Raw genomic sequence first — 14,481 nt, forward strand, 5'->3', positions numbered from 1 at the left:
GGAACACCATGCCTGAAACCATGAAGATCGCCATCATCGACGATGAGCAGGACATGCGCCAGTCGATCAGCCAGTGGCTGGCCCTGTCCGGTTACGACACCGAGACCTTTGCCTCCGCCGAGGAGGCGCTGAAGGTCATCGGCGCGGACTACCCGGGTCTCGTGGTCTGCGACATCAAGATGCCCGGCATGGACGGCATGACGCTTCTGAAGCGGCTGATGAGCATGGACAGCGCCCTGCCCGTCATCATGATCACCGGCCATGGCGACGTGCCCATGGCGGTGGAGGCCATGCGGATCGGCGCCTATGACTTCATGGAAAAGCCCTTCAATCCCGAACGGATGACCGACCTTGCCAAGCGTGCGGCACAGGCGCGCCGCCTGACGCTCGACAACCGGACCCTGCGCCGCGAACTCAGCGACGGCACGGTGCTGATCCGCAAGCTGATCGGCACTTCGCCGGTGATGGAACGGCTGCGCGAGGACATCCTCGATCTGGCCCAGGCCGACGGGCATGTGCTGATCGACGGCGAGACCGGCACCGGCAAGAGCCTCGTGGCCCATGCGCTGCATGCCTGCGGGCCGCGGGCGGGCAAGACCTTCCTCACGCTCAGCTGCGCCGCCTATGGCGAGGACGACCTCGCCGCGAAGCTGTTCGGGCCGCCGCCCGAGGGCACGACGCTGCCGGCCGTCGAGGAGGCACGCGGCGGGACGCTCTGCCTCGAGGACATCGAGGCGCTGCCGACAACCTTGCAGGCGCGCCTTCTGACCTTCATCAACGAGCAGCAGGGCGACGTGCCGGAGCTGCGGATCATCGCGATCTGCAACCAGCAGGAGCCGGACAAGACCTGCGAGGACTCGATGCGGCCGGACCTCTTCTACCGCCTCGCGGCAATGCAGATCGTGGTGCCGCCGCTGCGCCAGCGCGGCGAGGATATCCTGACGCTCTTCAACCGCTTCGCCGAGCAGTTCTCGGAGGAATACGGCTGCGAGGCGCCGCAGGTCTCGGCCAAGGAGGCCGCGCAACTTCTGCAGGCGCCCTGGCCCGGCAATGTTCGCCAGCTCATCAACACCGCCGAGCGCGCGGTCCTGCAAAGCCGGCGCGGCGGCGGGTCCATCGTCAGCCTGCTGCTCGACGAGTCCGAGGAAATGGGACAGGCCATCACCACCGAGGGCAAGCCGCTGAAGGAATATGTCGAGGCCTTCGAACGCATGCTGATCGACAACACCATGCGCCGGCACAAGGGCTCCATCGCCTCGGTGATGGAGGAATTGTCGCTGCCGCGCCGAACGCTGAACGAGAAGATGGCGAAATACGGGCTCAGCCGCTCCGACTATCTCTGAGCCGCGATCTCGCCAAGCGCGGCGCGCAGCCCCGCCCGCCCCCGCGGCCGCCAGCCGAGCGCGCGCAGCCGCTCGGTCGCCATGACATTGACCGCCCCGTGATCGGCCGGCCCGGGCAGCGGTCCCGCCTGCCCGCTGGCCGCCGACCATTCCGCCAGCAGCTCGCGCCGGTCGAGCAGGATATCCGAGACGTTGAAGACCCGGGGCGCGAGCGCGGCCTCCGGCAGGGTAAGCAGCAGCCGCACCGCCGCCGCGAGATCGCCGCCGTGCAGTTCCGTCCCGGCGCGGGGCGCGATCCGGGCCCCGGCGGCGAAGTCGCGGAACAGCGCGCGCCATTTCTGCGCCTGCCCAGGCCCGGCGGGGCCATAGACGCCGGTGGCGCGCAGGCTGGCACCCGGCACCTCCAGCGCCGCCAGCGCGACCTCTGCGTCGCGCTTCACCCGGCCGTAAAGCGTGTCCGGCGCGGGCGCCATCGTTTCGGTAAGGACGGTCCCGGCCGGGTGCGGCCCGTAGACGGCGCGGGAAGACAGGAACAGGATGCGCCCCACCCCCTGCGCGGCCGCCTGTGCGAAGAGCTGCCGCGTGCCCTCGAGATTGCGGGCGAGGAACCCTGCCGGGTCGTTGCCCTCGCCGCCCCGGTAGCGGCCGGGGACATGGGCGAACCCGGCATGGACCAGCGCCGTGGCGCCGTCCAGCCGGAGATGCGGCGCGGCCAGGTCGAAGGGCCGGAACGCCACCTCGGCGCCGAAGGCCCCGCGCGCCGGCGCGTGCCGGCCCAGAACGGTCACCTCGTCGCCGGCGGCGAGCAGCGCTTCGACGATGAAGCGCCCGACCAGCCCGGTGCCCCCTGTGACCGCGACCTTCATGGGTTGGGCAGCGTGGCCGGATCCGGCACCGGCCCGTCGCCGGCATAGGCCCGCCAGAGATCGACCAGCGGCTTCAGCCGGGGCAGCTTGTCGTGATCCTGCCAGGGCTTTTCGTACTGGAAATGCAACACCCGGATCGACGGCCAGTCCCAGAGGTCGGGCAGGTTGAACCAGACATATTGCAGCGTGTTGAGGGTCACCGGCAGGCCGTGCCAGTCGGGAAAATACGCCTGCAGGAAGGTCTGGTCGGTCCGCCGCCAGAACGCCCCGGGCACGTCGAGCCGGGCCAGCATGGCCTCGAAGGTGGCCGGATCGGGCCGCGCGGTGAAGACGCCGGAATTCATCCGGTGGAAATCCGCGAGGCTCTCGTAGACGTTCGGCGCGGCGCAGAACTCGGGATAGTCGAAGAGCGTGTCGATATTGCGCAGCACCAGCGTATCGGCGTCGAGGAACACCGCCCGGTCGTAGTCCAGCTGCCAGAGCCGAAGCTTCGCAAAATTGTCGAGCGGGGTGTGGAAGGCCGGCTTCTCGCCCTTGGTGAAGGGCGCCGCCCCGTGCAGCGCGTCGCGCGCATGGGCGGCGTTGAACGCGGCCGAGGTCGGCAGCAGGTCGATCTCCACCAGCCGGGCGCCCTGCCCGGCCAGGGGCGTGAGCGCGGCCGCCGGCACACCGCCCGTGTGCAGCACCACGAGATCGGCCGCGGTCCCCGACAGCCTGAGCGAGCGCAGCAGCGCCCGCGCGCCCAGCGCGAAATCGGCATTGGTGACCAGCGTGACATAGGCCCGGTCGGATGCGGCGGGTGCCGCGGGCCGCAGGCCGCTCATGATACCGATTTCAGCGCCTTGCCCTCGGGATCGCGTTCCACCCGGCGGGCGATGTCCTTGGTCCAGGCCGAGACCGCCGGCACCCGCGAGCGGTCGATGCGGTGGGCGTATTTCCGCGCCACGTCGACCACTTCCCCGAGCAGCCCCTCCTGCAGCGTGGTGGGGTTGAGCCCGAGCGCCAGGAACTGGTCGTTCTTCACGACGAGATCGTTCTCGTCGGCTTCTTTCCGCGGGTTGGGCAGGTAGGCCACCCGCGCGCCGGTGATGCCGGCGACCATCTCGGCCAGGTCGCGGACGCGGTGCGTCTCGGTCATCTGGTTGAAGATCTTGACCCGCTCGCCCGCCGCGGGCGCGTCGGCCAGCGCCAGCTCGATGCAGCGCACCGAGTCCTGGATATGGATGAAGGCCCGCGTCTGCCCGCCCGAGCCGTGGACGGTCAGCGGGTAGTCGATCGCGGCCTGGATCAGGAACCGGTTGAGCACCGTGCCGTAGTCGCCGTCATAGTCGAACCGGTTGATGAGCTGTTCGTGCCGGCGCGTCTGGTCGGTATGCGTCCCCCAGACGATGCCCTGGTGCAGGTCGGTGATCCGCAGCCCGTCATTCTGGGCGTAGAACTGGAACAGGATCTGATCGAGCGACTTGGTCATGTGATAGACCGACCCCGGCCGCGTCGGGTAGAGGATTTCGAGGTCCTTCTTCTCGCCCGCGAGGTTCTCGATCTCGACGTCGAGATAGCCCTCGGGGATGGCGGCGCCGACGCTCGAATAGCCGTAGACGCCCATGGTGCCCAGGTGGACCAGATGCGCGTCGATCCCGGTCTCCACCATCGCGGCCAGCAGGTTATGGGTGGCGTTGGTGTTGTTGTTGACCGTGTAGACCTTGTGACGGTCGGACTTCATCGAATAGGGCGCGGCGCGCTGTTCGGCGAAATGGATGATCGCGTCGGGCCGATACTCGGCCAGCCAGCCGCGGAGGCGTTCGTATTCGCGGGCCAGATCCAGCAGGTGGAACTGCAGCGCCCGGCCCGTCACCTCTTTCCAGATGCGGCAGCGTTCCTGGATCGAGTCCATCGGCGTCAGCGACTGCACGCCCAACTCGGTGTCGATCCAGCGGCGCGAGAGATTGTCGAGGATATGCACCTCGTGGCCGAGGTCCGACAGATGCAGCACCGTCGGCCATCCGACGAACCCGTCTCCGCCCAGAACCGCTATACGCATGATGTGCCTCCTGCTCCTGTGGTCCGGCGGTCGTCGCGCCGGCCGTGTTCCCAGCGACGGGCTAAACGCTATCGCGTCCCGAAGTATAGTGAAAGAATTGCGACACGAGGGCGACGGCGGCTCTCAGCCGATCCGGGCGAGTTCCGCCGCGAGATCCCCGTATCCGGTGAAGCGCCGCTCATAGGCGAGACCGAGCCGGCCGGCGCAATCGCGCGCCCTGGCGTCGAGCGCCGGATCCTCTGTCTGCGCGAGGTAGACCAGCTTGGTGTAATTGCCGAAATACATGTCGCGCAGCTCGGGATGGCGGTCGAGCCCCATCGGCTTCCAGACGAAGGCGTCGAACTGCTTGACGAGGAAATCGGTCAGGTAGAAGGCGCTGAACTCTTCCTCGGCATGGGCCGCGAAGGTCGCGTTGCCCTCGAAGAACGAATAGCAATGCGGCCCTTCCAGCATCCCGACGCCCAGCTCGGCGCATTTCGCCTGCAAGAGCCCGCCGGTCCCGCAATCGGCATAAACCACGAAGATCTGCGCGTAGGCGGCACGGTGCTTTTCGACCGCGGCCTCGACCGCGGCCGGGATCTTCTCGGGGTAGAGGTGCAGATTGGCCGGCAGGCAGGTCAGGTCCATATGCGCCCAGCCATTGGCGCGTTTCAGGGCCAGGATCTCGTGGGCAAGCGCGCCGCAGGCCAGCAGCAGCACGCGGCCCTGCCCCGCTGCCGCGTCGAGCCCGTGTTCCGTCAGGCGGTCATCGTCGATCTGCATCCCGGCCTCTCGCGTCGGCGCGGCGCGGGCGGATCGCCGTCAGCGCCCCACGCCGTCGAAATGGTCGTCCTCGGGCGGTGCGAGCCGGAAAGCGATCAGGCGGAAGATCACGTAGCCCGTCAGGGCGGCCGGCACGATCGCGAGGGTGCCGGACTCCGGCGTCGCGTAAATCGAGGACAGCAGCGCCCCCAGCAAGATCGTTCCCCCCGCCGCGCCTACCACGCAAAGGATGATCAGAAAGAAGCGATCCCTGGGCATGTGTATCTCCTGCTCTTTTGCCTTCTCCCACGTTGCCGGCGCACTGCGTCGATTCCAAGGCATCAATGTGAAAAAGGCCCCTCGCGGGGCCGATTCCGGTGGTTTCCCGCCGACGGATCGTCAGGCGTGCATCTGGTTGTGCTTGCGCCCGACGAGCGTCTTGGCGGTTTCCACCGCCACGGCGGCATCGCGGCAATAGGCGTCGGCCCCGATGGCGCGGCCGAACTCCTCGTTCAGCGGCGCGCCGCCCACGAGCACGATATAGTCGTCGCGCACGCCTTTTTCGACCATCGCGTCGATCACGACCTTCATGTAGGGCATCGTCGTGGTCAGCAGGGCGGACATGCCGAGGATATCCGGCTGTTCGGTATCGAGGGCCTCGAGATAATTCTCGACCGGGTTGTTGATGCCGAGATCGACGACCTCGAATCCGGCGCCCTCCATCATCATCGATACCAGGTTCTTGCCGATGTCGTGGATGTCGCCCTTCACCGTGCCGATCACCATCTTGCCGACCCGCGGCGCGCCCGTTTCAACGAGGAGCGGCTTCAGGATGGACATGCCGGCCTTCATCGAGTTGGCGGCCAGCAGCACCTCCGGCACGAAGAGGATCCCGTCGCGGAAATCCTCGCCGACGATCTTCATGCCGCCCACCAGCGCCTCGGTGAGGATGCGGTACGGGGTCCAGCCCCGCTCGAGGAGGATGTTGACACCCTCGACCACCTCGTCCTTGAGGCCGTCATACAGGTCGTCATGCATCTGGGGGACGAGATCCTCGTCCGGCAGTTCGGACAGGATGATTTCTTCGTCTTCGTCGGACATGTTGGTCACCATTTCTTCGCGCGCCCGCCTCAGCGGCTAGGCGCGAGACTTCGCTTGGAACGCGGATTCCATCTGCGCGATTTGCGACATGCGTGCGACGCTAACCGACAGGATGTCGCAGGTTGTAGCGATCAGCCCCGGCGGCGGCGGCGCTCGCGGCGCTTCGGCGCGGCGTCGTCGGTGCCGTCCGACCCCGACGAGAACGCCCCAAGCGCCTCGGCGATCCGGTCGAGCGTGGGGCGCGGGCCGGCAGGCGTGTTTTCCAGCGCCGCCCGCATCTTGGCGAGGTGCGCGGGCGTGGTGCCGCAGCAGCCGCCGATGATCCGCGCGCCGCAGTCGCGCGCCAGCACGGCATAGTCCGCCATTAGCTCGGGCGTGCCGTCGTAATGGATGTGACCGTCCACGTATTTCGGGATTCCCGCGTTGCCCTTGGCGATGACCGGGCGCTCGGTCCCCGCGGCCATGAAGCCCAGCACGGTCCGCAGCAGGTCCGACGCCCCGACCCCGCAATTGGCGCCGAAGGCGACCGGCGGGTTGGGCAGCGCCTCGACCAGCCCGACCAGCTCGGCCGAGGTCAGGCCCATCATGGTGCGCCCGGCCGTATCGAAGCTCATCGTGCCGCACCAGGGCATCTCGGCCAGCGCGGCGGCCTCGGCGGCGGCGCGGAATTCCTCGGCCGCCGAGATCGTCTCGACCCAGAGCACGTCGGCGCCACCGGCCTTGAGGCCCTCGGCCTGTTCGTGGAATATCTCGACCGCGATGGCATGGGTCAGCGACCCCATCGGCGCCATGATCTCGCCCGTCGGCCCCATCGAGCCGGCCACCACCACCGGGTGATCGGCAGCCTCGGCCACCTCGCGGCCGAGTTCGGCGGCCAGCCGGTTCAGTTCGACCGCCCGGTCCTGCGCGTCGTGCAGCTTGAGCCGCGCGGCGTTCGCCCCGAAGCTGTTGGTGAGGAACAGATCGCTTCCGGCCTCGACCGCGCCGCGGTAGAGCCGGCGCACGTCGTCGGGCCGCTCCGCGTTCCAGAGCTCGGGCGCATCCCCGGAGGCCAGCCCCATGTTGAACAGGTTGGTTCCGGTGGCCCCGTCGGCAAGCACCCATTCACGGGTCTCAAGCATCCGGCTCAGCGCGTTGGTCATGGGAAATCGCCTTCTTTTCCTGGCGCCCGGTCCGGGCGGGTCATCTTGTGCCACGGGCGGCGGGCCGGCTCGACGCCGGGCCCCGGTGCGGCGGTCAGGCCGCGGCGGCCTCGCCGGCCACGTTGCGGATACGTTGCACCATGGCGCGCAGGCCGTTGGAGCGCTGCGACGAGAGATGTTCGTCAAGCCCGAGCCGGGCCAGTTCCGCGCCGGCGTCGACCTCGATCACGTCGCTGACCTTGCGCCCGCCGTAAAGCGCATGCAGCACCGCGATCAGGCCCCGGACGATCATCGCATCGCTGTCGCCGCGGAAGCTGAACGTCGCATCGCCGCCCGTGCCGCGGATTTCCGGCACGATCCAGACCTGGCTCGCGCAGCCGTCGACCTTGGTCGCCGGTACGCGGAAGGCATCCTCGAGCGGATCCATCGCCTTGCCCAGCTCGATCACGTAGCGATAGCGGTCTTCCCAGTCGTCCAGGAACTCGAAATTCTCGACGATTTCCTCGAATTCGGCCTTGGCCACGGTTTTCCTCCAACGCGGTTTCCGGCTCTCACCTAGGCATCGGCGGCCCGGACGTCCAGTGCTTTCGCGGGCGGCGGGACAGTCTCGGCTTTTCAAGATGCGCGCTTTCGGTTTATCCAAGGGACGTCAGACGAGGGGAGCCGACATGAGATCCATCGCCGCCGCGTTGTCCATCCTGCTGCTGCTCAGTGCCTGCGGCGCGGTCCGCGACTCCCGCTTCAACCCGTTCAACTGGTTCGGGGGCGCCGAGGAACGGCGCGTGGCCGTGGTCGTCGAACAGGCTCCCGCCGACCCGCGCCCGCTGGTGGCCGAGGTCCGGAACCTCGCCGTCGAGCGCATTCCGGGCGGCGCCATCATCCGCGCCATGGGGCTGCCGCCCACCCAGGGCTACTGGGACGCCGAGCTGGTGCGGATCACGCCCGAGGGCACGGCCGGCACGCTCGTCTACGAATTCCGCGTCTTCCCGCCGCCGACGCCGGCGCGGCGCAGCACCGAACGCTCGCGCGAGGTCGTGGTCGGGCGCTACGTGTCGGACCAGGACCTGGCCGGGATCCGCAGCATCACCGTCATCGGGGCGCAGAACCGCCGCATCGTCCGGCGCTGACGCGCGGGCGGCTCAGGCGGGGCTAAGCTCCACGATTTCCACGGACTTGCCGTTGGAGGACAGCGCGATCTCGCCCGCGCAGAGCCGCAGCGCGTCGCGCCCGAAGACCTCGTGGCGCCAGCCCGAGAGCGCGCGCAGGTCGCGCCGGCCCGAGGCGATGTCGTCGAGATCGGCCGATGTGGCGATCAGCTTCTGGGCCACGGCCTCTTTCTCTGCCTTGGCCTTGAGCAGCACGCGCAGCAGATCCGCCAGCCCCTGGTCGACCGGGCCCCGGTCGCGCTCTTTGCCGGTCTGGGGCAGATCCTCGGGCGGGCAGGTCACCCCGGTCTCGACGGCCTGGAGGATTCCCTCGGCGATGGCGCCCTTGCGGGCCTCGCGCAGCAGCAGCCGCGACTTGGACAGGTCCGACATGGTTTTCGGCCGTGTCGAGGCCAGTTCGAGCAGCGCATCGTCCTTCAGGATGCGGTTGCGCGGCATGTCCTCGGCCTGAGCATGCGCCTCTCGGAAGCGCGCCAGCTCGCGCACGACCGCCAGGAAACGCGGCGCGCCCGAGCGGGTCTTGATCCGCTTCCAGGCATCCTCGGGCCGCATGATGTAGGTCTCGGGATCGGTGAGCGTACCGAGTTCCTCCTGCACCCATGCGGTCCGGCCGGTGCGTTGGAGTTCGGCGGCCAGTTTCTCGTAGATCACCCGCAGGTGGGTCACGTCGGCCAGCGCATAGGTCTTCTGCGCGTCGGTCAGCGGCCGGCGGCTCCAGTCGGTGAAGCGCGAGGTCTTGTCGAGCGACGTTTTGGCGATCTTCCGCACCAGCGTCTCGTAGCCCGCCTGTTCACCGAAGCCGCAGACCATCGCGGCCACCTGCGTGTCGAAGAGCGGGTCCGGAATGACGCCGCCCTCGACGAAGAAGATCTCGAGGTCCTGGCGCGCGGCGTGGAAGACCTTGACCACCCCCGTGTCCCGGAACAGCTCGAAAAGCGGCTCCAGCGAGATATCGCCCGCGATCACGTCGACCAGCACCGCGTCGGAGTCGTCCTCCCCCGGCAGGGCCATCTGGATCAGGCAGAGCTTGGAATAATAGGTCCGCTCGCGGAGGAACTCCGTGTCTATGGTGACATAAGCCTCGTTGCGGGCGCGGCGGCAGAACTCCGCCAGCTCTTCGGTCGTCGTCAATGTGCGCATGGGGACCCATCGGTTCGGATCTGCGGGGGCCGGAACGGCCCGGCCGGCCCGTCATAAGAGAAGCCGGACAGGATGAAAAGACCTGCGCGCAGGGGCAGTAAGGTTAACCCGGGGCTTGACCGGCTAACCTTAAACGATGGCATAGTTTCACATATCGCCATGGATTCGCGGACGAGCGCGGAGTCACATGACGGCCCGCCGGGCAGGCGCGAAAGGGGACCGCCGATGGAAAGACTGCGGATCTGCGTGGTCTGCCACCCGACCCAGGGCGGCAGCGGCATCCTTGCCACCGAGCTTGGAAAGGCCATGGCCGCACGCGGCCACCAGGTGCATTTCGTCAGCCATACCCGTCCGTTCCGCCTGCCCGACGACACCCCCAACGTCCATTTCCACAAGGTGCGAATCTCGGACTACCCGCTGTTTCGCTACCCGCCCTATTCCATCGCGCTGGCTGGAAAGCTGACGGAGCTGATGCAGGAGCAGCATTTCGACGTGCTGCATATCCACTACGCGATTCCCCATGCCGTCTCGGCCTTCCTCAGCCATGAAATCCTGAAGGAACGCGCCCCGAAGATCCTGGTGACCATGCATGGCACCGACGTCACGGTGGTCGGCGCGGAACAGGAACTGAAGGCGGTCACCGGCTTCGTGCTCGGCAATTGCGACGCTCTGACGGCCGTGTCCGAGGCGCTCAAGACCGCGAGCGTCGAGGTGTTCGGGCTCGAACGTGCGATCGACGTGATCCCGAATTTCGTGGATATCGCGCGCTTTACCCCCGCGAAACGCTCCGCGCCCGGGCGCCGGGCGCTGGCACCGCATGGCGAGCCCCTGATCGGCCACATGTCCAATTTCCGCGCGGTGAAACGCGTCGGCGACGTGATCGATGTGTTCCGGCGCGTACGGGCGACGCTGCCGGCGCGGCTCGTGCTGATCGGGGACGGTCCCATGCTTTCCGAGGCCCGTTGCCGGCTGGCGGAAGCGGGCCTCGACGGCGACGTGATGGAAACCGGCGCGATCCAGAACGTGGAAGACATCCTGCCGCAGCTCGACGTCTTTCTCCTGCCGAGCCAGACGGAGAGCTTCGGCCTCGCCGCGCTGGAAGCCATGGCAAGCGGGGTTCCCTGCGTCACCACCAATGCCGGGGGTCTGCCGGAGGTGATCCGCGACGGCGTGGAGGGATACACCCGGACCGTCGGCGACACGGCGGCCATGGCCGAGGCCGTTCAGGCCATTCTCACCGACGCCGCGCTGCATGACCGGCTCGGCGCGGCAGCCCGCACGCGGGCTGAAACCGCGTTCGCACTGGACAAGATCGTGGACCGTTACGAGGCGGTGTACCGGCAGCTCTCCGCGGCGTCCGCCGGCGGCGCCGGCCCGACGGGCTGAGCGGCGCTCTGCGGCGAATGGCGGCTTTCCATCCCTCGGCGGGCGGTTAGGCGCGCTCCAGCGCGGCTGCGCCGGTCTGCCGGGCCTGGCCCCAGGCGATCAGCCGCCCGGTGATCGCCCGGATCACGGCACGGAAAACGGTGATGTAGAGAAGCGGCGCGTAGACCAGGCGCTGGAACGGCAGCAGCAGGAGCAGCCGCCAGTCGGCGCGTCGGTCGAGACGGAAGGCCGCCACGGCCTTCAGCAGGTCGAGCGCCGGCAGGGTCAGGTATCCCGCGATGATCCAGAGCGACGCCGGCGCCATCGTCTCGGGCCGGTCGAGCATCGCGTTGACACCCAGGTCGATCAGCGTGGCGAGGAAGACCAGGTCGGCGATCGGGGCCATCATCGGGACCAGGATCCCGAACAGGAAGAGATCCGGGATCGACACGATGCCGACGCCCCGCCCCTCGGCCAGCGCGCGGCGATGTTTCCAGGCCGTCTGCATCATCCCGAAGGTCCAGCGCAGGCGCTGGCGCAGGAACGCCCCGGGCCGGGCGGGCACGTCCGTGGTGGCATCGGCCAGCGGCTCGAAGCGCACCCGGTAGCCGGCCCGCAGCACCGAAACGGTCAGGTCGGCGTCCTCGGCCACCGTCTCGCAGGTATAGAGGCCCGCCTTGCGGACCGCCTCGGCGCGCCAGGCGCCGATGGCGCCGGGCACCACCATGATGCCGTTGTAGATCTCGGCCGCGCGCCGGTCGACGTTCTGCGCGGTGACGTATTCGAGCGATTCCAGCCGGGTGAGCAGGTTTCGCGCATTGCCGACGCGCACATTGCCGGCCACGGCGCCCACCGCCGGATCCTCGAAGGCCGGCAGCAGCCGCGCGATCGCGTCGGGCGCGATGAAGGTATCGGCGTCGATGGCGACCACGATATCGGTGTCCACATGCCCGTAGGCGGCATCGAGCGCGGCCCATTTGCCCTGGTTGGTCTCGCGCAGGATCTCGACGCGGCTGTCTGTCCCGTAGGCGGATTTGACGCGTTCGAAGGTATGATCCACCGAGCCGTCGTCGATCACCAAGACCTTGGCCGGCGCCTCGTCCGAGGCGAGCACGGCCCCGACGCAGTCCACGATCACCGCCTCCTCGTTATAGGCCGGGATCACGACCGTGACCCGCTCCGCGCCCCCGGCGACGGGCGGGTCCGCGGCACCCCGGCGGCGCCCCCGCGGGAGATGGGCGAGCACCAGCAGGACCAGGCCACGCGCCCCGCCTGCCAGGACGACGATCCAGAACACCGTCTGCATGACCCCGCCGAGCGTCGAGAATGCCTGGAACGAGGCCGCGTCGAGCGCGATCCAGGGATCGTCGGCGGGGGGCATCAGCTCCGCCCGCTCGACGCCGAGCAGCGCCGCCAGGGAGACGATCCGGTACCCGTCGGCCCGCAGGGTGTCGATCAGCACGGGCAGCGCGGCCACCGTGGCCGAGCGGTCCCCGCCAGCATCGTGCAGGACGATCAGGTTGCCCTCGTCGCGGTCGAGCCGGTCGCGGATATGGGCGACGATCTCCTCCGGCGGCAGGGCGCGCCAGTCCGGGGGTACGATCTCGCTGCCGGCCACGACGTAGCCCGCCTCGTCGATCAGGGCGAGCGGCCGCGCCTGGTCGCCAGTCAGCGGACCTTCCGCGCGGCCGTAGGGCGTGCGGAACAGCACCGTGTGCCGGCCCGTCACGCTGCCGATCAGCCGCTGCAGCGAGTTGAGCTCCAGCGCGACACGCAGACCCGGCACCGCGTCGAGTTGCGGGTGGAAAAAGGTGTGCGACCCGATCTCGTGGCCGTCCGCGACGATGCGGCGGGCCACCTCCGGCGCGCCCAGGACGTTGCGGCCGACCACGAAGAAGGTGGCGGTCGCGTCCTTCTCGGCGAGGATGTCGAGGATTTGCGGCGTGTAGCGGTTGTCCGGTCCGTCATCGAAGGTGATCACCACATCGCCCGGCGCCGCGGCGCCGAACCGTTCGATCGTGATCGGTCGCGGCAGCCGGGCATAGGTCTGGCCGGTCAGCCGCGCGGCGTCCGCGTCGGGCGTCAGCCAGCGCGCGCCCGCCGCCGCGCGGGCGCCGAGGCGGCGCAGCGGGCCGTCCCCCTCGTAGCCGACATAGTTCTCGAGCGTGACGGTCGCGAGCCGCCCAGCGGCTTCGGCGGGGCTCAGCGTCTGGGCGTCGATCACCGACCAGAGGCCCGGATCCTCGAGCCCGAGCGCCCAGACCGCCACGCTGGTCACGCCGGTTTCTGCGAGGGCGCGGATCTGGTTGTAGCCCGACACCGCGTCGAGCGCCCAGATCTCGCGGCGCACGCCCGCGTCATCCGTGAACCCGATGCGGGTGTTGAGGACATCCGGGGGGAAGCTGACCTGGCCGCCATGCCGTTCGGCCCGGCGCATCGCCTCGGCAAAGGCGATCCGCTCGGGCGGCCCGCCAGCCGCGCTCCACTCATAGGCGAAGTTGCCGACCCCGAGTGTCAGCTTGGCCAGGCCGACGGCGTCGAGCGCCGCCGCGGCCGTCTGCGCGAAGGCCGGCTGGGGCGCGAGCGGCCCGGGCGCATCGCCGATCCAGGGCTCTTCGAAGCCGAGCACGACCAGCCGGTCCAGGCGCGCGACGATCCCGCTGTCGCCGGGCACCGGGCTGCCGGGCCCAACGATCACGCAGACCCCGCGATCGGACCCGGCGAACAGGTCTGACAGCCGCCGGACAAGCAGGCTCAGATCGGGCAGCCGGGAGGGCGGCAGGGAGGCGATCTTCAGGCAGAGCCCGTCGACGCCCTGCCGGTCGGCCTCGGTGGCCAGGGTCTCGGCGAGCGGCCCCACCGGCAGTCGCGCAGGCGCGGGATCCTGCCAGATCGTGCCGGCCATCTCGACCACCGGGTAGACCAGCTGCCGCGCGGACGGCGCGGCCAGCATCTCGCGGATCAGCTGCTGGTGCTCGGCGCCCGCTTCGAGCGAGACCAGGCCACGCTCGAGGCTGGGCACCGCGTACCATTGCGGCATCACCACGTCGATCCGGTCGCAGTTGTTGAGAAGCGACGCGTAGGTCCAGTCCGGCCAGGCCGGCAGGTAGGCAAGCACCTCGAGATCGACCGGCAGCACCGCCCCACCACCCGGGGCACAGCCCGCGGGCGCCCCCGCCGCGGGGCTCTCTGCCGCGGTCATCGCAGAGGGCAGCGCCGGGGCCTCAGGATCGCGGAACAGCGGCTCGGGCACCCGGGTCATGTCGGCCGCCCCGAAGAGGGCCTGGCTCTCGGGAAGTTTCTCGACATAGTAGAGCCGCGCACCGAAACTCAGCGACCATGCGACGAGGGCAACCGCCACGACGGCCGCCAGCCAGCGGATCATGCCGCGGCGCCTGTGTCCCGGATCGGAGAACACCGGCAATCTCTGCCGCGCCGCGTCTTCCTGCACTTTCTGTGCCGGAAACCTCACCCGGAGCCTCCCCTCCCGTTAAGGATTTGCTAACCGGTATTCTCTACGCGTATATACCCATATAGTATACTATGATTATGCGCGCCGGGGGTGCGGCCGGGGCA

13 protein-coding genes are annotated in these 14,481 nt (G+C 69.0%); 3 read left to right on the forward strand and 10 right to left on the reverse strand.

Going from position 1 to position 14,481, the window contains the following annotated elements; genetic code table 11:
• The first annotated feature begins 8 nt into the window (after positions 1-8).
• The gene (locus tag ACQ5SP_RS13765) at positions 9-1,343 is read left to right on the forward strand and encodes a sigma-54-dependent transcriptional regulator (protein ID WP_430938967.1); all 1,335 of its coding nucleotides are present in this window, start codon (positions 9-11) and stop codon (positions 1,341-1,343) included.
• On the opposite strand, the gene ACQ5SP_RS13770 is transcribed toward ACQ5SP_RS13765, so the two are convergent.
• From ACQ5SP_RS13770 to ACQ5SP_RS13805, 8 genes are all read right to left on the reverse strand, one after another.
• A complete protein-coding gene (locus ACQ5SP_RS13770; protein ID WP_430938968.1) occupies positions 1,334-2,209 on the reverse strand; it encodes an NAD-dependent epimerase/dehydratase family protein in 876 nt (291 codons plus the stop codon). The two genes, ACQ5SP_RS13765 and ACQ5SP_RS13770, sit on opposite strands and share 10 nt — an antisense overlap.
• Positions 2,206-3,033: a glycosyltransferase gene (locus tag ACQ5SP_RS13775; RefSeq protein ID WP_430938969.1), complete on the reverse strand. Its 828-nt coding sequence runs from the start codon at positions 3,031-3,033 to the stop codon at positions 2,206-2,208. Before ACQ5SP_RS13775 ends, ACQ5SP_RS13770 begins: the two co-directional genes overlap by 4 nt.
• Positions 3,030-4,250: an NAD-dependent epimerase/dehydratase family protein gene (locus tag ACQ5SP_RS13780; protein WP_430938970.1), complete on the reverse strand. Its 1,221-nt coding sequence runs from the start codon at positions 4,248-4,250 to the stop codon at positions 3,030-3,032. Before ACQ5SP_RS13780 ends, ACQ5SP_RS13775 begins: the two co-directional genes overlap by 4 nt.
• 123 nt (positions 4,251-4,373) lie before the next feature.
• Positions 4,374-5,012 (reverse strand): DUF1638 domain-containing protein, encoded by a 639-nt coding sequence (locus tag ACQ5SP_RS13785; protein WP_430938971.1) that lies wholly within the window; start codon positions 5,010-5,012, stop codon positions 4,374-4,376.
• Positions 5,013-5,051: 39 nt separating this feature from the next.
• Positions 5,052-5,270, reverse strand: a complete 219-nt coding sequence (locus tag ACQ5SP_RS13790) for a hypothetical protein (protein ID WP_430938972.1) — start codon at positions 5,268-5,270, stop codon at positions 5,052-5,054.
• Between the two features lie 120 nt (positions 5,271-5,390).
• Positions 5,391-6,092, reverse strand: coding sequence for a corrinoid protein (locus ACQ5SP_RS13795; protein ID WP_430938973.1), 702 nt, complete (start codon positions 6,090-6,092; stop codon positions 5,391-5,393).
• 131 nt (positions 6,093-6,223) lie between these two features.
• A complete protein-coding gene (gene bmt / locus ACQ5SP_RS13800; RefSeq protein ID WP_430938974.1) occupies positions 6,224-7,234 on the reverse strand; it encodes a betaine--homocysteine S-methyltransferase in 1,011 nt (336 codons plus the stop codon).
• Between the two features lie 94 nt (positions 7,235-7,328).
• Entirely contained in the window at positions 7,329-7,757 is a 429-nt protein-coding gene (locus tag ACQ5SP_RS13805; protein WP_430938975.1) for a SufE family protein, read from the reverse strand.
• Between the two features lie 145 nt (positions 7,758-7,902).
• On the opposite strand from ACQ5SP_RS13805, the gene ACQ5SP_RS13810 reads away from it, so the two are divergent.
• The gene (locus ACQ5SP_RS13810) at positions 7,903-8,361 is read left to right on the forward strand and encodes a hypothetical protein (RefSeq protein ID WP_430938976.1); all 459 of its coding nucleotides are present in this window, start codon (positions 7,903-7,905) and stop codon (positions 8,359-8,361) included.
• Between the two features lie 12 nt (positions 8,362-8,373).
• On the opposite strand, the gene rnd is transcribed toward ACQ5SP_RS13810, so the two are convergent.
• Positions 8,374-9,540 (reverse strand): ribonuclease D, encoded by a 1,167-nt coding sequence (rnd, locus tag ACQ5SP_RS13815; protein WP_430938977.1) that lies wholly within the window; start codon positions 9,538-9,540, stop codon positions 8,374-8,376.
• A 225-nt stretch (positions 9,541-9,765) separates the two neighbouring features.
• Between rnd and bshA the strand changes: the two genes are divergently transcribed.
• Positions 9,766-10,926 carry an N-acetyl-alpha-D-glucosaminyl L-malate synthase BshA gene (gene bshA, locus ACQ5SP_RS13820; protein WP_430938978.1) on the forward strand — a complete coding sequence of 387 codons (1,161 nt, stop codon included), beginning with the start codon at positions 9,766-9,768 and terminating at the stop codon, positions 10,924-10,926.
• Between the two features lie 46 nt (positions 10,927-10,972).
• Here bshA and ACQ5SP_RS13825 read toward each other — a convergent pair whose 3' ends face one another.
• Positions 10,973-14,290, reverse strand: a complete 3,318-nt coding sequence (locus tag ACQ5SP_RS13825; RefSeq protein ID WP_430938979.1) for a glycosyltransferase — start codon at positions 14,288-14,290, stop codon at positions 10,973-10,975.
• Between the last annotated feature and the right edge of the window lie 191 nt (positions 14,291-14,481).

The organism is Rhodovulum sp. YNF3179 (assembly GCF_050586465.1).
Lineage (GTDB): Bacteria > Pseudomonadota > Alphaproteobacteria > Rhodobacterales > Rhodobacteraceae > CAJXYS01.